Origin of the sequence: Fenollaria sporofastidiosus, from assembly GCF_943169635.2 — a bacterium.
In the GTDB taxonomy this organism is placed as follows: Bacteria; Bacillota; Clostridia; order Tissierellales; family Peptoniphilaceae; genus Fenollaria; species Fenollaria sporofastidiosus.
The window spans coordinates 945833-964927 of sequence record NZ_OW968186.1 but is presented as its reverse complement, the minus strand read 5'-3'; the positions used below and the strand labels follow the sequence as shown (position 1 = coordinate 964927).

Genomic DNA, 19095 nt, shown 5'->3' with positions numbered 1-19095 from the left:
TATAAAAAACAACTTAAATTATTATAACACATATTTAAAACTCATACAAGGAGTAGCCACTTTTTATTTAGAAAAGCGAAACATTTATCAAGAAAAAAACAAGCCCATGTATATGGACTTGCTCTTATAAATTTTATTAACTAGATGTCTAAGATCTTAATTCCTGTCTCATCATCAATTTTTCTTTGATAAGCGTTTTCGCACTCATCTATGCGTAGCTCACATGTGCCGCTTATTATGCACTTATTAAGGTGACCGCCAACAGTGATGCCCATGCCGAAAGTTAAGCCGCCTGCTAGCACCATGCCGTCTGAAATCATGATGTGAAGGTGTATATATGGCTCATCGCCATCTCTAGTGATATTGCCATTTAAAGAAAGAATTTCAAATTCACCTTCGTATTTGTATTTGCTATACTTTCTCTTTTTTACGCTATAAACACCTAGCTCTACTTCTGAACAAGCGCCTATACCTGTTATGCTTGCTGCCTTTATATCAGTCTCCTTGACAAACTCATTAAGCTTATCAAGCACTTCTTCACCTCTGTCGATCCTTACTATATATGATGTGCCGTCTTTGATGTATTTCATAAATTTCTCCCTTTATATTAATATAAACTTTCTACTTTGTTTGTAAATAATTCTTTCTTAAAGAATGGCTCTATCTTATCTTTTTCGCCTTCATTGTAAATTGGAAGCATTTCTTTAAACTCGTTGTTATCAAGTCTCTTTTCAGAATAGAACTCATAGTAATTCATTACAGAGCCGCTGCCTAGATAATACTTGCCATTAAGTCTATAAACTACATATATAGTCGAGAATCTTCCAGAACCCACTTCTAAGAATGAACCTTCTGGTTTGTCAACCACATTCGGTCCAATTTTTTGTAAGTCAGCAACATTGGCTGTGTCTCTATCAACTGGAGGAATTTCAAATTCTCCACCGCTTTCATCTTTGTTAAACGCTATAAAGATATTTTCCATCTCTCCGCCGATTAATTTAAGTCTTTCATTATCTTCATCGCTAGTAGTTTCGTCCTTTAGCTCTTCTATACTAACCTTGATTAAAAATTCAAGCATATCAGCAAAATCTTTTAATCTTGCTTTTTGCTCATCATTTAATAAAGAATATTTTTCATCCGCATCCATAGTTAAGCCCACTAAATACTTAACTCTTCTATATAGATTAACATTTGGCTCAACATAGTGCCTCATGTCCATCGGTTCGTCGCCGCCACACTCAGCGCCAAATTGTTTTGCATATAAAATTGTATCGTGTTTTAATTGAGCCCAAGATGCAAGCGCTGTATTTAAATCTTTATACTGCCACTTTTCGCTTCTCATAAAATCTGGATAGCCTTCGCCATATTCGTTATTAAAAGCTTTTAAAACCCAAAGCCATGTTCTGTAAATATTTGCTTTTTCTTCTTTATCTGTTCTTGCGTCAACTATCGCCTTTGTTTCGTCGTATTTTTCTTTAAACTTGTCCCACTTCAAATTGTCTTCGTTTGTTAGAGTAAGTCTCTCAGCAAGACTATTGCCAAGAAGTGCCATAAGGTCTACACCTGAAACAACCGGTCTTTTGCTGTGAGGATCAGTATCAACTAAGTTTTGTAACCAAGTATTGTCAACAACCGCTCTTTGTGGCAAGAAAGCAAAAACTTTTCCTGAGTCAGGTTTAATCTTTGGATCTTCTTTATTAGCGATATCATCAGCAACAGCATTTACAACATTTTTCTCAAGTATTGCCTCTACCGAATTATCTTTAGTAACTTTACTTATGCTCTTGTATATGTCGATAGGGGTAGTATCTTCAGTGTTTTCAACTAAAAAGCTAATTGGTTTATATATGTCTTTCCATAATTTAAAACTAGCTTCGTCCTTAAGCATATGTCTTGAGATAAGCATAGCTTGCTTAACTGCTTCTAGATTTATTGATTTATCAGGATTTTCTAAATGAATTAACTCTTGTGAATAAAGCATGTTAACTTTAAAATATTTTTTCAAGTTTTCATTTTTACTGTAATTGCCACGAACCTTAAATTGTGAGTAATCAATTTCTTTACCTGTTATGTTTGATACAGCAGTTCCTTCTGTTTTAATATTTTCAAGCTCTTTATCAGCTATTTCCCTTACTTCGCTTGGCACTTCTCCATCGTAATTTGCTTCAAGCAAATCAACTGCGCATAGGAATAATGCTGCGTTTTTCATAAGTATTTCTTTTTCTTCGCCCTTTGCTTCTTTGTAATCACTTAAAGCATTGTCCAAACAATTTTTAGATAAATCAATTAACTTTTGCTTCAATGAGTTTTGCTCCATATCCTCCATCATGCCAAGATAGATGATGTGATATAGGTGAACAATGGAGTCGGTAGTGATAAAATTGTTATTACCCATGTATTGATTAGTTTCATAAATGCTAAATGGCTGTTGTATTTTTGCGTAATCTATAAAAAATCCGTTGTCTTCAAGATTTTTCATCATTTTAGCATTATATTTTTGAGTGTATTCATCTTGAACAAAACCGCCAATATTTTTAGAATCCTTTGGGATATCATATGGCTTAACATTTGCTTCGATGTCAATGTCTTCAAAGTCTTTTACTTCCTCTGTGTTAAATAATTTTTCCGCATCGTAGCCAAGCAAAGCATTTAAGTCTGCTTCACCTGCTTCAATATTTTCATTTTTACTATTCTCTTTACTATTCTCTTTGTCCTCATCTTTGTCTGTTTTGTTAAATGGAAAAGCGCATGCACTTAAGCTCATTACCAAAACTAAAATTATTGCTAATAATCTTTTTTTCATTTTAAATCAATACCCTCCTTTGAAAATTGTATTTCCTTTTTTATATTTATACCCTCTATATATAATTTATCGCTCTTTATTAATTTTGTTGGGCGAAAATTTATTTTTTTAGTCGCGATTCGCTCTATGAGCATATCGTACTGCTTATATATGCCGATTGAGTAAACGCCTTTGTATTTTTCAATAGATACGATTTCATCAAATGCGTCACCATCGATATCATACAAGATAAAATCATACATTGGATTGATTAGCCTCGAGCAGCGAAACTTTGGCTTCAACTCAAGTCCCACTACCTTATACAAGAAGACTCGCTTCGATGGCGTTCTGTGCCAAGGAGCTATCGAGTAAACACCAAAAGCGATGTCAAACTTGTTCTCATCATTAACCCTACCTAAGTCGACCTTGTATATATTGAGCTTGTACTTACCATCAAAAGTTTTTGTTTTAGATAAATTATCTTTTGTAAAAGTAACTTTATTATAAAACCTCGCAAATATTGGCTTGGACAAGCTCATCTCTATTTCGCCAAGTTCCTCGTCTATAACTATGCATTTTTCAGTAGTCTCTACTCGTGAAAAAGCTAGAAACGCCAGCAATAAAACAATCGCCAGTGCAAAAATTTTATTCTTCATTATTTAAGTCAACGAAATGAACCTCGTAGCCCATAGTCTCAAGCATCTTAAATAAATCTTCAGTTTTAAAAAATAATGTTTCTGTATTGATGTTTGGGTGGAAGGTCATTATCTCTTCTTTTAATATAGCATTGTCAAAGTAGAACTGAACTTCTTTTTCTGTGTCATTAAGAAGACCAAAGGGCGATACACATCCAGCTTCATTGCCAAGCTTTTCGTATAGAGTCTCCTCGGACGCCATCTTCACTCTCTTTTCGTTTGCAATTTCAGCGAACTCTTTCATATCGAGTCTGTCCTTGTCATCCATAACAAGCATGTAAAAGCGTCTCTTCTTTTGATCAGTCATAAACATAGTCTTAGTTCTACAGCCAATCTTACCCTCGATATACTTGTCAGCCTCCTCAGTAGTAAATGCAGGTGGATGCTTAACTGATTCATATCTGATACCATTGTCTTCAAGAAGTTTGATAGCATCTTCATATTTGTTTCTCATTTCATCCCCTCCATTATGTATACATTTTACCACAATCAGGTGCAAAAATCAATTATCAAAGAAACATTATGTGTAAAAAAGGACTTAAAGCAATTGCCTCAAGTCCTTTAATCAAAATAATTTTTATTTATTATCTTTAAAGTGTTCTTTTGCAAAGTCCATCTCTTGAACTAACTCCATAGTTCCAAGGTACTTACCGGTCTCGTCCCTTACCGCCATGTATAAGACGTAGCAATCATGACCTTCCTTATTCATCCATATGCCAAGTTGATCCTTTGCTCCGCTCTTAAACATAGCTATTATCTCTCTAACCATGGCTTCAATCTTTGGTGGATGGCAGCTATATACATCGCGTCCGATAGCTGTCATTGGTCTTTTGAATAATTTTTCTCTGCCATTATAATTAAAGAAAGCGTTTATATCGTTTGCATCAACAAAGGTAATCTCATAAGGCATTGTATTTAATAGCGCTTCAAGCTCATCAAGTTTAAAGTGTCCACCCTTAAGTTCTATCATAGAGCTTTGATAAGAAGACTTTGCCTCATTAGTATTAGAAGTATCTCTCTTCCACTCATCATCATCTCTAAGACCACCGCTATATGCTTTGAAGTCTTCATATATATTGTGCCACTCCTCATCAGTAAACTTGTCCTCAATAGTTGGGAACAATATGTTTTCTTCCTTGTATATCATCTCTTTCGCTCTTTGAAGATTCTTTCTAAGTGCATCTGCCCATGCCTCGTCTCTATTACTTGTATCAAGTTTTTTAAATGCATCTCTAATTTCGTCATCGACAGACCACATTACATCCGAAGGACCGGGTATATTGTACTTAACCTTTAATAGTGGATATATAAGATCGCCCTTCTTTGTGTAATGCACGCGTATCTTTCTAAGTTTCTCAATGTCAACTGCACTATAATCCTTTTTATCTAATAATGCAAGCGCCTCATCAATAAGCTCAGAAATGACATTGTTCTCCATATGCAAGTTATATATAGGATGACCTAGCTCGTCTATCGCCTTAAGCTTCTTGCCCTTCTCTGTCTCAGTTGCACCATGGAAGAGTGCACTGTGAACGTCGCAAAGTTTTTGCACTTCCTTTATAGGCACACCAGAGGCGATAATCTCTTCTTCCGCCTTCATTATCTCTTTACTATCGACATCAGAAAACTCCTTAGCAAAGTCAGCTCTCACAGTCTCGATGTCCTCACCTTGACTTAGTCTTTCGATAAATGTCTTAAGCTTGTCAAGCCTTGCCTTGTCATCATTACTTATTTCACTCTCTTTAATCGTATAGCCGTGTTCGATAAGCTTCTTCTTAATAATATCCATGCTAATATTTTTAACAACAGAGCCCCTCTTTAATGTCATAAACTTACCAACGCTGTTAAGCATAAGCTTGTTTTGTAACTCCTTAAAGCCAATTTCGATTAGTACATCTTTAATATCTGGATACTTACTTACTAAATCAGCAACAGTCATATCCAAATCAATAATCTTTTCCATAATACACCTCTTTCACTAATAGCAAATTATTTCCTTAGCTATTGCTAACTATATATACCCACAGTGGCTTTCTTTATTAACACATTATGTGCTATAATATATAAAAGGATGGTGAGGATATGAAAAACAAAATTAAATTATTTTTCTACAACAACAGAAGGTGGATATACTGCCTTGAATACATTTTCTACTCTGTAATACTACTTGCGATAGTAACCTACATAGACAGCAGCTACTCGGGTCTAACTAAGTACGTGCCGCGCATCATGCTATCAAGTGTTGAACTAGCAATGACAGTGCTTTCATCACTAGTATCAGCCCTATTAACAATCACTACCTTTACATTCTCGACCATACTTACAGTTTTCACTCTGTATCACAACTCCTTCACACCTAGAAGCGTTGAAAATTTCCTAGACAAGAAGATAACTATGAAGGTCTTAGGTATATTCATAGGTGGCTTCGTTTACTGCTTAGTGAGCCTTAACTTTATGAAGTCTGGAGAGGACCAAAGACTTGTTATCGCTGGTACCATTGGCGTGATATATGCAATATGGGGCGCAATATACTTCGTTATCTTCGTGCAAAATGTTTTATCTGGAGTAAATTATTCTAAGCTTCTTGAAGACATAGCAGATAAAACTGACAAGATGATAGCAAAAGAGCTTGAAGAGCGCGACTTTGAATTACTAGAGAAAGCAGAGTGGACTAAGAAAGAAAAGAGAATCGCCGCTTTAGAGTCTGGCTATCTTGAAATCATAGACATAGATAAGATTAAAAAGATAATCGAAGATGAGGACATAGTCTTCACCATAGAAGTTTCTAAGGGCGACTTCATTACTCAAAAGCAAACACTTGGCTACTTGAGCAAAGACTCACTTGACGATGAGACAATTGAAAAAATTCAAAAACAATTTCTTTTCACCGAAACAAGAATTTCTGATGAAGATTATAAAGTTGGCTTAAGAAAGATAGTCGAAATCGCTGCTCGTGCTTTATCACCTGGTATCAACGATCCCAACACAGCGATACATTGTATAAGAAAGCTCTCAATACTACTTTCGCATCTTGCTAATGTCGACTCGAACCATCACTACATCAAAACTGATGGCAAGGCAAGAATTTATTACACAAGCAAGAGCTTCAAAGACGTGCTTGTTGAGTTTACACATCCACTCATTACTTATGGCGAAAGTGACGCAAGCGTAGTAAGAGCCATCTTCCAAGGACTACTAGTCATAAAGCTCGCTGCGAGCGATAAGAATAAAGAAGTCGTTATGTCACTAGCCGAGGACCTATACCAGTCCGTTGTAGATAATTTTAAGAGAGAGGCCGACCTAAGTCTCTTCATGGAAATATATCAAGAGATAATGACAGGCTCGAAAGAAGAAAAAGAGATAGAGAAAGAAGAAAAAGAAGAAGAGAAAGAAGAAAAAGAAGAAAAATAATATACACATGAAAAAGGCTACTCAGATGAGTAGCCTTACTTTATACAAATTTTATTCGTTTAAATATTTTAATGCTGTTTTCTTAAATATCTCTATAGTGTCGATGTACTCGTCTAGTTCGATGTATTCATCTACTTTGTGTGCCATCTTTGTAAGACCTGGTCCATAAACCACAGGGTCTATGTCGTCTTTGATGTGGATGTAGCGAGATAGCTCGCATGTACCGATAAGTGGCTTAACACAAACGTTCTTATTTGGTGCTGACGCTTTAAGTGCTTCAATAAGTTTGCTGTCTTTCTTCGACTCTGCTGCATCTAGAACTTGAACTAGATCAAGTGATAGCTTTGCCTTGCTCTCGTCTTTGTTGTTCTCTTCTATGGCTTTCTCTAATAAGTCTATAGAGTCATCGCAGCTAAACTCTGGCACTGTACGTATGTTACCCTTCACAGTAGCCTTATCTGGCACGGAGTTGAATTGAAGTCCGCCTTCTATCATAGAAAATACATTTATAGTTGAGCCAAGATTGGCATTTTGATATTTTTTAGTCACTGTTACTTCGTCAAATTGTTTTTGAACTTTGAGTATGAACTCAGCAAGTGTCATGATGGCGTTGATGCCTAATTCTGGCATTGATGAGTGAGCAGTCTTACCTTCTGCGTTCACTGCGTACATTATGGATCCTTTTGATGCAAATATTGCTTGGTTCTCGCCGTCTCTCTTTGTTGGCTCTGGTATAATGATTGCGTCTACATCATCAAGGTAGCCGCCTTCTACTAAATCAAGTGCGCCTTGCATACCAACCTCTTCACCAACTGTACCTATGAACCAAATTTCTCCATTGAACTCTGTTTTTTCTTCTATGAAGTCAAGTAACATATAAAGGCCTGCAGCAACTCCTGCCTTCATATCGCAAGTACCTCTGCCATACATATTGCCATCGATAATTTCAGGGGTAAATGGCGGATGCGTCCATCCATCAGCAGCCGCAACTACGTCTAAGTGGCCTGATACCGCAAAGACTTTGCCAGGTGCCTTGCCTTTAAGCTTGACTATGATGTTTGATCTACCTGGATATGAGTCGATAATCTCTGTAGTAACATTGTCATAAGCTTTGAATAGGCCTTCGATGTACTCAGCTACTTCTTTTTCGCCGTCGTTAACTGATTTAAACTCTATAAGTCTTTTAAGTATTTCAATATATTTATCCATATCGTCCTCCTACTTTTCACTCTTGTCTTTATATTTTTCAGCGCTCTTGTGTGCTAAGAACCAGAAGAAACCTGTTAGTAGTGCAAAAGCGATGTTTAGTATCCACGCCCATGTGTATGAGCCTTGGCTGTCGAATATATATGAAACGATAAGTGGTCCCATCGCAGCACCTATTTGCACGCCTGATGTTACAAAGCCATATGCTTCACCGTAGACTTCTCTGTTGAATATAGTTGATGTGATTAGTGGTGGTATAACTGAGCCGATAGCTAAGCCAAAACCGAAGATAACTGCCATTAGGTATGGTCCCCATGCCTTGTCTATAAATAGCATTGCAACGAATGTTAAAGCAAGCATTGATGCTCCGAAGGCTAGTGCGTGGTAGATGCCATACTTGTCGGCTATCCTTCCTAGCAATAGTTTACCGAAGACGCCTAGTACTAAGTAGGTAGCCATGACAGCGCTTGCAACGTCGTAGCCTGCCGCACCTATAAGCGCAGGTGGAAACTGTAGTGTCGCTCCGTTTGAAAGACCATTCATCACGGCTCCCAATATTAAGAATATAAAGAATATGCATGTGATAGATGCACTGATCGATAGTCCAACATTTAGCGAGTAGTCGTTGTCTTTCTTCTTTTTAATTTCTTTTGCTTCATCGTCTTCACCATGACCATAGGGCTGTAAACCCTTGTCCTCTGGCTTAAGATATATTAAGAAGACACCGAAAACTATTGCCAAAGCTAGGATAATGAATGCATAAACACGATATGACATTCTCCAACCAACGTTTTTGATAAGACTGTTGATGATTGGGCTAAGTAGTGCGCCACCACCTGAAATGCCAGATACGGCGATGGATGTCGCAAGGCCGATTTTGTCTTCGAACCAGTTGTTGATAAGCATCATCATAGGTATGTGGGCTGTCGCTATGTAGCACGCACCTACTACTACTGCTAATATGTAGAAGTGGTATTGGTTTTGTGCCATCGAATAACCGAAGACTGCACAAGCAAATAATACTGCCGCCACTGTCCATATGCGTTTGAAGTTATACTTTGTTAAGTAGTATGACATGATAGGTCCTAAGAAGATACCAATTGATTGAGCTATGGTGCCTCCTAAGCTAAAGGCAGTTCTTGAGAAACCTAAGTCTTTTGTTACAGCTAGTTGTCAGCTGTTAGATAATGAGTTCACTATAGGCACGTAGACCCCTAATGTAAGTGTCGCCACAAATAACATGACCCATGCGTAGTGAAAACCCTTCTTTGCATTTTTGTTTTTTTCCATAAGACCTTCTCCTTTGTCTTTGTATTCTTGATTTGATCATAGCATATAAAGTATATATAAATTATAGTAATCTTAATATAAGTGAATTTAACACTTAATTAATATATTTTTGTCTTTTTCTTTACAATATATATGTATAATTAATCAATCATAGGGGGTGTAAATCTATGAAAAAAATTTTTTTATGTATGAGCTTAACTATTATGATGCTTATCTGTTCGTCCTGCTCAAGTGATAAGCCTAACGACAAAGCTAAAACAAATAATGAAACAAAGATAGCGAGTGAAGATAAAAAAGAAGCAAGCTCAAGTACCGAAAAAAAGGAAACATCTGAAGAAAGTTCAAATGATGCGGCAAATGACAATAGTCTAGTCAAAGATACTGTATGGCAAGTTGAAATGACTGATAATGATAAAGAGTGGATTGAAAAAAATATTAAACTGCTTTGTTCTAAGGATATTGACAAGATAAAGTCAAGCCTAGCCGGCAGTGCAAAAACTGCGGTAGATAAAGATCCAAATCTAATTATAGAGGCTCTAAAACCACTAGAAATCTCTGGCGATATTGTAAAGATTGAAAAGGTATCAATCGAGTCAGGTCAAGATGGAGATGGTAGTAAGGCTTACATCTACCAAGCGCTATGCCAAGGCGAAAAGAAAAAGATATATTTTAATCTTGCAAGAAATATTGCTAATCAGCTTATAAGTTTCCAGCTAAGTACGGCAGACTTTGAAGAAAATCAAGATGAGCTAAAAGAAAAATACAAGGCATTTATAAATAAATCGCTTGAAGTCATTGGCACAGTCAAGTCTAAAGACTACGAAGCATTCAAAGCATACTTTGGTAATATAGGTGCAAAAGAAGAAGACATTAAAAATCTATATGATATGATTCTTAATGATATCGATTCATTAAATAGCAATTACCCAGAGCCTCAGATTAATATTGCAGAAAAAGAAGCAAAGGATGTTTTTGCTGATAAAAGTATGCAAGGCAAAGCTATCGAGATACTAATTAAGTATTTGGGCGATGCTACTAAACCAATACTTTATTATGACTTTTTTTACGATGAAGATATGAACATATACAATCTTACTTATCGTAGATAATTAAGATTTCTCATCAAAACTCTTAAGTGTAATACTTGAGAGTTTTTTATAATTCAAAATAATAAGTAACTTTTTAATAAATTATTTTAAATAATATGCACTTCAAAATAATCTATATGCAAAATAAAACCCTCTCTACTGCTTTAGTAAAGAGGGTTTATATTGATAATTTTATTTCTTTCTAATATACTTTCGATACTCAAACTTCATTGCGTCATAATCATGTTCTTCACTAATCTCACTTAATTCAAATGCCTCGTTCTTATCGAGGTTCCTCATAACAGTATCATAAGGCTCAAAATCTTTTTTAATAAAAGTTATCTCTGCCTCGTCTACTTCATCTATGAGCTGCTCTATAAGATGAGAACCGCCAACTAAAAATATTTTCTTATCAGAAAATTTTTCTTTTATCATCTTTTTTAACTCATCAAGATCATGGGCAATGTGAGCACCATCCACATCTTTAAGTGAGCGTGACATGATGATAGTTTCTCTACCAGGAAGTGCCCCTGTCGAGTCGTAGGTCTTGCGTCCCATAACTAAGACGCCTCCCATGGTCATCTCTTTGAAGCGCTTAAGGTCTTCGGGTATCCTTGTAAGCATGTCCCCTTTGTAGCCGATTGCCCACTTGGCATCGACTGCCATTACGAGTATCATTATAAAGCTTGTTTTGCTGTGATTAAAGCAAGCTTGTAAACGTCGTCTGAGTTGCAGCCTCTTGATAGGTCGTTAACTGGACTGTTTAAGCCTTGAAGTATGGGTCCTATAGCATCGTATCCACCAAGTCTTTGTGCAATCTTGTAGCCAATGTTACCTGCTTCTAGTGATGGGAAGATGAATACATTTGCATGGCCTGCTATAGCTGAGCCTTTTGCCTTCTTTTCAGCAACTGATGGTACGAAGGCTGCATCGAATTGTAGTTCACCATCTACTGCAATGGATGCGTCTCTTTCCTTAACTATCTCTAGTGCCTTAATAACTTTTTCTGTTTCATCTGACTTAGCACTGCCCTTTGTTGAAAAGCTTAGTAGTGCAATCTTTGGATCAACGCCAAAGCTCTTAGCAGTTATATTTGATAGTATAGCTGTCTCTGCGATGTCGTTTGAGTCAGGTGCGATGTTGATAGCGCAGTCAGCAAAGATATATCTTTCAGTGCCCTTAACCATAACGAAGACACCAGAAGTTTTTTTGTATCCTTCCTTCATCTTGATGATTTGTAGTGCAGGTCTAACTGTATCGCTTGTTGCGTGTGCAGCGCCTGATACAAGGCCATCTGCCTTCTTCATATATACTAAGACAGTTCCGAAGTAATTAACGTCTTTAAGTAATAAAGCCTTTGCATCTTCTAAAGTGATCTTGCCCTTTCTTCTTTCAAAGAATACTTGAGCCATCTCATCTATGTCCTTAGCTTCAGCTGGATCAATGAAATTGATATTATTAAGGTCTTTAGATATAGCCTTTGCAGTCTCTTCTACTTCACTTCTCTTACCTAGAACTATGGGCTCTAAAATATTTTCTTCTTTTAATCTGAAAGCAGCCTTTAGCACTCTTTCATCTTCACCTTCTGGAAAAACGATCGATGGATGTTTTTCTTTTACTTCAACTTTTAATTCTTCAAATAAATCCATAATAACCTCCTATTTATTCTTGATAAATTTATCCTTACTAAGAGCAATCACAACTCCGCCAATAATTACGAAGATGGGATTGATGTCTAAAAATACTACTATTAAAAAAGCTAAAAGACTTATCACGTACTCAAACTTATTTAAGTGCGCTTTCTCTACTAAGCCTACAAGTGCTGCAAAGACTAGTGCACATACAACGGGTCTTACACCTTTAAAGGCCGCTTGCACATATGGGTTATCTTGCACACCCATAAAGAAGTGTGAGATCACTAATATGATGATAAAGCTTGGTAAAACTGCGCCGAAGAAGGCCGCGAGTGCACCTGAAAAGCCATATATCCTATAGCCAACTAGTATAGATATGTTTGCTGCGATAGGCCCTGGTGCTGTCTGAGCAAGACTTATCGAGTCTATGTACTCCTCGTCTGTCATGAGTTTCTTCTTTGTAACTATCTCACGCTCAATGATTGGTAGCATGGGAAAGCCGCCTCCTAATGTGAAGGCACCTATCTTAAAGAATGTTATAAATAAATTAAGTATCTTCATCTCATCACCTATATATAAATACGCCGACCACAAAACCTATAGCCATAATAAGTATTGGGTTTAGTTTTTTCACTCTTACAAGTATGAAGGCAATGACAGCTATGATGACTGACTTGTAATCTATGATGGCTCCTTTGCCAATGGTTACCACTGCAGCAAGTACTAGTGCTAAGACTACTGGTCTTATGCCTCTAATCGATACCTTAACAGTTCTTGAGTCTCTAAACTTGTTTATAGTTAAGAATATGATGCTCATGATGATGAAGCTCGGTAGTGTCACTCCAAATGTTGCAACAACACTGCCCCAAAAGCCTGCAAGCTTATTACCTATGAAGGTAGCAGAGTTAACTGCAAAGGGTCCAGGTGTCGTTTGAGCTATGGCAACTATGTCTATGAAGTCGGAGTAGCTAATCCACTTTAGACCGTTTATGATCTCTTTTTCAAAAAGTGGCATCATAGCATAGCCTCCACCAAAACTGAAGAGGCCTATCTTAAAGAAAACTAAAAATATTTTGATTAATAGCTCCATATAATCACCAAGACTTATTATATCACAAAGAGATATATTTTTCTATACTCGCTAAGTAAAATATATATAGCGAGCCTTAGATATATGTGATATAATTCATATAAGGGGTGATGCTATGAGCTTAAAGGCTATTGACATGAAAGAATTAAAGTTTAATCCGATGACTCTTATTGGTAAGGAGTGGATGCTTGTAAGCGCAGGTAATGAGAAGGCATTCAATACTATGACTGCACAGTGGGGTCACTTGGGTGCTATATGGAACGGCGATATGCCTACCTCGGTCATCTATCTAAGACCACAAAGGTATACTAGAGAATTTGTTGACAAAGAAGACTACTACACACTAAGTTTCTTTGATGAGTCTTACAAGAAGGACTTATTGTACTTAGGTACACATAGCGGTCGCAGTGAAGATAAGCTCTCTAAGACTAAACTTACTCCTCTCTTTAGTGACGAAACTGTCTACTTTAAAGAGGCAAAGCTGGTCTTCGTATGCAGAAAAGTCTATAGAGATAAGCTTCGTGAGGAAGGCTTCATAGACCAAACGATACTAAAGAAGAACTACCCTGAGCGCGACTTTCACTATGTATATATTGGTGAGATAGTGAAGGCCTATGTAAATGACGAAGAATAAAATATAGACATAAGAAAAGAGCTATGCGTATCAATTGATATACATAGCTCTATTATCATATATAAGCTGATTAACTACTTTACTCTTTTAACTATACGTTCCTTGCCAAAGTACCTTTGTAGTGCCTTTGGTATAGTGATCGAACCGTCTTTGTTTTGATAATTTTCAACAAGGGCTGCAAATGTTCTTCCTACTGCAAGGCCTGATCCGTTAAGTGTGTGTACGAAGTTTAACTTGCCTTCCTCATTTCTATATCTAATGTTGGATCTTCTTGCTTGAAAGTCTTCAAAGTTTGAACAACTCGATATCTCTACATATCTACCATAGCTTGGCATCCAAACTTCGATATCATATGTCATAGCTGACGAGAAGCCAAGGTCGCCTGTCGATAGTTGAACGACTCTATAAGGTATCTCAAGTTTTTGTAGAACTGCCTCAGCATCCGCTAGTAGCTTTTGTAATTCGTCGTAGCTTGTCTTTGGCTCTACGAACTTAACAAGCTCAACCTTATCAAACTGGTGATTACGTATAAGGCCTCTGTTGTCTCTACCTGCAGCTCCTGCTTCTTGTCTAAAGCATGGTGTGTACTCTGTTATATTTATAGGCAAGTCAGATGCATCAACAATTTCGTCTCTAAGCATATTTGTTAGTGGAACCTCTGCTGTTGGCACTAGGAAGAAGTCCTTTGATGGAAGGTAGAACATATCATCTTCAAACTTTGGAAGTTGACCTGTGCCTAGCATAGACGCTCTATTAACCATGAATGGAGTGCTCATCTCAGTGTAGTCTTGCTCAAGTGTATGAAGATCAAGCATAAATTGAATTAAGCTTCTTTCAAGTCTTGCGCCGTCACCTTTGAATATAGAGAATCTTGATCCAGATATCTTACCCGCTCTATCGAAGTCAAGTATGTCAAGATCAGTTCCAAGGTCCCAGTGAGCCTTTGGCTCGAAGTCGAACTCAGTTGGAGTGCCATACTTCTTTACTTCAACGTTGTCACTGTCGTCTTTACCATATACAACGTTCTTATTAGGTATATTTGGTATGCTTAATAAGTACTCAGATATCTTGTCGTCTATCTGTTTAACTTGCGCATCATAATCTTTAATCTCGTTTGAAAGCTCTTTCATCTCATCAAAGATTTGGCTAACGTCCTTGCCTTCCTTCTTTAGCTTAGGCACCTCTTTAGAGATGGCGTTTTGCTTTTGCTTCATAGTTTCAACAACAGTTAAAAGCTCTCTTCTCTTCTTGTCTTCTTCAAGCAATTCCTCGATAGGAAAGCTTCCGTGTCTCTTCTTTAGAGCCTCAAGCACTTCCTCTGGATTTTTTCTGATTCTTTTTATATCTAACATAAAATCACTCCTTATCTTAATCTTAAATCGCGTCCTCTGAAGCGATATATATAATAATTCGATAGTAGCCTTGATGATAGTCTCTCGCCATACTTTTCTTTTATTGCATCAACATTGAGGTTACTTGTTATAAGCGTCTTTAAGTTTTTGCTTAACCTATAGTTCACAAGGTCAAGTATGGATTTTGAGCTTACCTGTGTATCTATTTCTGTTCCAAGGTCATCAATGATTAAAAAGTCTGTGTTGTAATACATATCTCTCTTGGCAATGGCTGCGTCATCGCCTTTAAATATCGCATCGTTTATCACTTGACACATTTCATAGGAGCCTATGTATGTTACCTTGATAAGTTTTTCAATGAGCCTCTTTGCAAGTGAGACAGCCATAAAGGATTTGCCTGTGCCAACATCACCGTAGAATAAGATGGACTTAGCCTCATTAGTAAAATTATCCGCATAGTCCTCAAGGCTCTTCTTGATAGCAAGCATATACTCCCTTGTCGATGGAGCATCGCCTTCCTTTTCATCTGAGAATACATTAGCATCGAAACTTTCGAAGCTCTTCTGTCTCATCTCAGTATTAAGCTCATTAGCTTCAAGCATCTTCTCTCTAAGCATATCGTCTATGCACGAACACCTCTTCGACTGATATATACCAGTGTCTTCGCACTTAGGGCACTCATATTGAACCTTAAATGCATCTTCAAGGCCATAGTCCTCTATAAGCTTTTGCTTCTTCGCTTCTATATCAAGTATCTTTTTGTTAATATCTTCATAATTTGAAAAGTTCATGGACGTAAGCTCATTAAGCACATCGTTTTTTTCATTCTCAAGTCTCAATAGTTCAGGATACTTCTTATATATAGCCTCGACTCTTTCGCTTCTCTGTCTCTCTCTAATGTTTTTTATATTCGCTTTTTGTCTATAAACATCGTCTAACAAAGTCATGCTACTTCCTCCAATTGCCTTCATAGGTATCACTTAGATAACCATCTGGGTACTCTCTCTCATCAAAGTCCTTAGCCTTCTTGCTTGGCCTCTTAGTAGTGATTGCATTTTTATCGGACCTATAAAGGTCGTTTGCTTTTTGCGCATCCTCAACAGTCTGTATGCCTTGCTTGTGCCACGCTTCAAGTATCGCATCAAGGTAGGCTATAGACGGCTTAGATGTATATATAAAGTTCTCTGCAGCCTTTATTATGACGTCGTTACCATAGCCAAAGTCGTCGTACCACTTATCGATAATCTTCTTTTCAAAGTCAGATACATTCTTAAATGGCATTGCAAGCGATTGCATAAGCTTGTTGTAATTTCTTTGTGTATCATTCATTACATTGAAGTCATTCATCACCTCAGATAGACTTGTGAAGCCCTTGTCGTACCAGTTCATGATTATGCTCTCCACATAGGCAGGTGACTTCTTCTTCAAAACATCATACGCGTATGAGTAGGCGTGCGATATCATCTCGCAGCTAATGTTGTAGTCACGCAGCCACTTAATGATCTTGATCTTCTCTTGTGTGTTAAGTGGCCTTCTAACGATGTGAGCGACGTCTTGAAACATCTTCTTCACAGCTTCGTCTTTGTTTACTTCTATAATCAATTTAGTGTCACTGCTTAAATCGTCATCGCTAATATCATCTTCTTCACTAAAGGCTCTCGTGTTAGAACTAATAACGCTAGTAGTAGTGCTGCTGCTGTTAGTTCCTCTTAAGTATAGAGCTCTTAAGTCTTTAAAAACAAGATTAAAGTTCAAGTTCTCTCCATCGTCATCAAAATCGACTATGCCAACCGACTTCCAAAACCTCCATGCAGAAACTACATCTATGATAGGAATTCTTAAAACTTCGGCTATCTTCTCATTGCTTGCTTCGATATCGTCATCTTGTGCAAACCTAAGAGCAAGCAAGTACACCTTGACAAAGGTACCGTCAGCTTGCGGCATAAACTCGCTGATAAATATATTGTTTACCGATGTGTCTAATAGGTTTGAATTAATTTTCTCTAGCTTGAAGCTCAAAAAACTCACCTCTCTTTATCTCATATGTGTAGACATAGCAGAGAAGCTCTCTGCCGTTTTGTACGAACTCGCACTTGTTGTCCAAGTACTCTTGTCTACTTTTATCAATATCTTGAATGTTATATGTATCTAGGTAGTACGCCTTCTTTGTAAAGCCAAGCTTCTTATATAAGTGAATTGCTCTTTCATTAAAGGCATTAACATCGAGCCAAATTCTCTTGAGTTTTAGCTCTGTGAATGCAAAATTTAAAAATTCAATTAGTATCTTATAGCCATGTCCACGGTTTTGATAACGTACATCCATAACGATGGATAGCTCTGCACTCTTCTTTATAATGTTTATCTCTTTTAATCCAATGTATGCGATGGCGTCGCCTTCGTAGTATATCACAAAGTAGCGTTTGAATATGCCCTTCTTAGTCTTAAGCCACGCCTTTAACTCCCAGTCCTCTTCATATATGAAGTCGTAGTCATTAAGTAGGTAGTAATTACCCCTATGCCAAGACTTAAACTTATATACGTCTTCAAGCTCTAAAGGCTTTATTAAGTACTCACTAGCTTTCATACGCCTTGCTTGATACGTTGAAGAACCTTGTATACTCGTCCTTCCAGATTAAATTAACCACGCCAATAGGACCGTTTCTGTGTTTCGAAACGATCACTTCTGCTAGATTTGGATTTTCAGTTTCCTTGTTGTAGACGTAGTCTCTGTATAGGAACATAACTATGTCCGCGTCTTGCTCTATGGCACCTGACTCTCTAAGGTCAGAAAGCTTTGGTCTCTTGTCCGGTCTTTGCTCAAGAGCTCTCGATAGCTGTGACAAGGCAAGAACTGGTACATCTAGTTCCTTAGCTATAGCCTTAAGGCCTCTTGATATTTGAGAAATTTCTTGCACTCTGTTCTCAATTCTTTGTCCAGTCGTCATAAGTTGTAAGTAGTCAATAACTACTAAGTCAAGTCCCTCTTCCATCTTAAGACGTCTTAACTTAGCTTTTAATTCTATTAATGATATGGCTGCCGTGTCATCAACATGCAAGTTGTATTTTGCTAGTTCGTTTGAAGCAGTAAGTAGGTTTGCTATGTCTTGACCTTCAAGCTCACCCTTGAATAAGTTCGATAAGTTCATTTGCGCAAAGGAGGCAAGTATTCTTTGACCAATTTGAAGCTTGCTCATTTCAAGTGAGAACATTGCAACCTTCTTGCCAGACTTTGCTGCATTGACTGCAAGGTTAACAGCAAGTGCTGTCTTACCCATAGAAGGTCTCGCAGCTAATAGTACTAGGTCTGACTTTTGGAAGCCACCTAGTAGTGAGTTTAAATCCGTAAAGCCTGTTGTAACACCACTAAGCTCGCCCTTCTCTTGCACTCTCTTAATTATAGCTTGAACAGTGTCGCTCATAATGACGTCAAGTGCAGTTAGAGAGTTTCTAAGTCCACCTTGAGAAATTTCAAAAAGTTCCTTCTCTGCCTTTTCAAGCACGTTCTTTGCTGGCGACTTATCCTCAAGTGACAAGGCCTTAATCTCATCAGAGAACTCTGCAAGACTTCTAAGTATAGACTTCTCTTTAAGTATGTCTATATATGCGTCTTGGTTCGAACTAAGTCCTTCGTTGTTAGCATATATGCTTGCTATATACTTTATCGTCTCAGCATCTATACCTTCATTTGTTTCAAGGTTCTCTGTTACTGTCAATATGTCTATGGGCTTGTTTAAAGAGAAAAGCATCCTAATAGAATTGAAGATCTTTCTGTGAAGTTCGTTATAAAAGTCGACTTCATTTAAGCCTTCAATAGCTTTGACAGCAGCAGTTTTGTTTTGCATAGCATTAGCTAAAACCTCCTGCTCAACTATTAAGTTGTTAGGTAATTCTCTTAAAACTTCCATAGTACTCC

General features: G+C 37.3%; 19 protein-coding genes. 3 read left to right on the top strand and 16 right to left on the bottom strand.

Annotated elements, in window-relative coordinates; genetic code table 11:
* Positions 1–140: 140 nt before the first annotated feature.
* From KO172_RS04665 to KO172_RS04645, 5 genes are all read right to left on the bottom strand, one after another.
* Positions 141–590 (bottom strand): PPC domain-containing DNA-binding protein, encoded by a 450-nt coding sequence (locus tag KO172_RS04665; RefSeq protein ID WP_215492360.1) that lies wholly within the window; start codon positions 588–590, stop codon positions 141–143.
* Between the two features lie 17 nt (positions 591–607).
* Positions 608–2803 (bottom strand): DUF3160 domain-containing protein, encoded by a 2196-nt coding sequence (locus KO172_RS04660; protein ID WP_215492359.1) that lies wholly within the window; start codon positions 2801–2803, stop codon positions 608–610.
* The gene (locus tag KO172_RS04655; RefSeq protein WP_215492358.1) at positions 2800–3438 is read right to left on the bottom strand and encodes a hypothetical protein; all 639 of its coding nucleotides are present in this window, start codon (positions 3436–3438) and stop codon (positions 2800–2802) included. Before KO172_RS04655 ends, KO172_RS04660 begins: the two co-directional genes overlap by 4 nt.
* Complete coding sequence (locus tag KO172_RS04650) at positions 3428–3931, bottom strand: prolyl-tRNA synthetase associated domain-containing protein (RefSeq protein WP_215492357.1); 504 nt, start codon at positions 3929–3931, stop codon at positions 3428–3430. Before KO172_RS04650 ends, KO172_RS04655 begins: the two co-directional genes overlap by 11 nt.
* Before the next feature lie 123 nt (positions 3932–4054).
* On the bottom strand, positions 4055–5440 hold the full coding sequence (locus KO172_RS04645; protein WP_215492356.1) for a DUF438 domain-containing protein: 1386 nt from the start codon (positions 5438–5440) through the stop codon (positions 4055–4057).
* Positions 5441–5559: 119 nt separating this feature from the next.
* Here KO172_RS04645 and KO172_RS04640 point away from each other — a divergent pair, with 119 nt between their 5' ends.
* Positions 5560–6888 (top strand): DUF2254 domain-containing protein, encoded by a 1329-nt coding sequence (locus KO172_RS04640; protein ID WP_215492355.1) that lies wholly within the window; start codon positions 5560–5562, stop codon positions 6886–6888.
* Between the two features lie 51 nt (positions 6889–6939).
* On the opposite strand, the gene KO172_RS04635 is transcribed toward KO172_RS04640, so the two are convergent.
* Together KO172_RS04635 and KO172_RS04630 are read right to left on the bottom strand one after the other, a co-directional pair.
* A complete protein-coding gene (locus KO172_RS04635) occupies positions 6940–8097 on the bottom strand; it encodes an ArgE/DapE family deacylase (RefSeq protein WP_215492354.1) in 1158 nt (385 codons plus the stop codon).
* A gap of 9 nt (positions 8098–8106) precedes the next feature.
* Positions 8107–9207 (bottom strand): MFS transporter, encoded by a 1101-nt coding sequence (locus KO172_RS04630; RefSeq protein WP_251320167.1) that lies wholly within the window; start codon positions 9205–9207, stop codon positions 8107–8109.
* Between the two features lie 344 nt (positions 9208–9551).
* On the opposite strand from KO172_RS04630, the gene KO172_RS04625 reads away from it, so the two are divergent.
* Positions 9552–10493 (top strand): hypothetical protein, encoded by a 942-nt coding sequence (locus KO172_RS04625; RefSeq protein ID WP_215492353.1) that lies wholly within the window; start codon positions 9552–9554, stop codon positions 10491–10493.
* A gap of 171 nt (positions 10494–10664) precedes the next feature.
* On the opposite strand, the gene KO172_RS04620 is transcribed toward KO172_RS04625, so the two are convergent.
* From KO172_RS04620 to KO172_RS04605, 4 genes are read right to left on the bottom strand one after another with little or no spacing between them, the layout of a single operon-like run.
* Positions 10665–11150, bottom strand: a complete 486-nt coding sequence (locus KO172_RS04620) for a dihydrofolate reductase (RefSeq protein ID WP_215492352.1) — start codon at positions 11148–11150, stop codon at positions 10665–10667.
* Complete coding sequence (gene pta / locus KO172_RS04615; RefSeq protein ID WP_215492351.1) at positions 11150–12121, bottom strand: phosphate acetyltransferase; 972 nt, start codon at positions 12119–12121, stop codon at positions 11150–11152. Before pta ends, KO172_RS04620 begins: the two co-directional genes overlap by 1 nt.
* Positions 12122–12130: 9 nt before the next feature.
* On the bottom strand, positions 12131–12667 hold the full coding sequence (locus tag KO172_RS04610; protein ID WP_215492350.1) for a chromate transporter: 537 nt from the start codon (positions 12665–12667) through the stop codon (positions 12131–12133).
* Between the two features lie 4 nt (positions 12668–12671).
* Positions 12672–13124 carry a chromate transporter gene (locus tag KO172_RS04605; protein ID WP_309557646.1) on the bottom strand — a complete coding sequence of 151 codons (453 nt, stop codon included), beginning with the start codon at positions 13122–13124 and terminating at the stop codon, positions 12672–12674.
* A gap of 187 nt (positions 13125–13311) precedes the next feature.
* Here KO172_RS04605 and KO172_RS04600 point away from each other — a divergent pair, with 187 nt between their 5' ends.
* Complete coding sequence (locus KO172_RS04600) at positions 13312–13830, top strand: flavin reductase (RefSeq protein ID WP_215492348.1); 519 nt, start codon at positions 13312–13314, stop codon at positions 13828–13830.
* A 74-nt stretch (positions 13831–13904) separates the two neighbouring features.
* Here the strand turns inward: KO172_RS04600 and serS are convergent, their stop codons facing one another.
* The 5 genes from serS to dnaB are packed head-to-tail and all read right to left on the bottom strand — an operon-like array spanning position 13905 to position 19087.
* Entirely contained in the window at positions 13905–15182 is a 1278-nt protein-coding gene (gene serS / locus KO172_RS04595) for a serine--tRNA ligase (RefSeq protein WP_215492347.1), read from the bottom strand.
* Between the two features lie 11 nt (positions 15183–15193).
* The gene (locus KO172_RS04590; RefSeq protein WP_215492346.1) at positions 15194–16129 is read right to left on the bottom strand and encodes an ATP-binding protein; all 936 of its coding nucleotides are present in this window, start codon (positions 16127–16129) and stop codon (positions 15194–15196) included.
* 1 nt (position 16130) lies between these two features.
* Entirely contained in the window at positions 16131–17201 is a 1071-nt protein-coding gene (locus KO172_RS04585; RefSeq protein WP_215492345.1) for a DnaD domain protein, read from the bottom strand.
* Positions 17176–17766 carry a GNAT family N-acetyltransferase gene (locus tag KO172_RS04580; protein WP_215492344.1) on the bottom strand — a complete coding sequence of 197 codons (591 nt, stop codon included), beginning with the start codon at positions 17764–17766 and terminating at the stop codon, positions 17176–17178. Before KO172_RS04580 ends, KO172_RS04585 begins: the two co-directional genes overlap by 26 nt.
* Positions 17756–19087, bottom strand: a complete 1332-nt coding sequence (gene dnaB / locus KO172_RS04575) for a replicative DNA helicase (RefSeq protein WP_215492343.1) — start codon at positions 19085–19087, stop codon at positions 17756–17758. The genes KO172_RS04580 and dnaB overlap by 11 nt, the downstream gene beginning before the upstream one ends.
* Positions 19088–19095 lie beyond the last annotated feature (8 nt).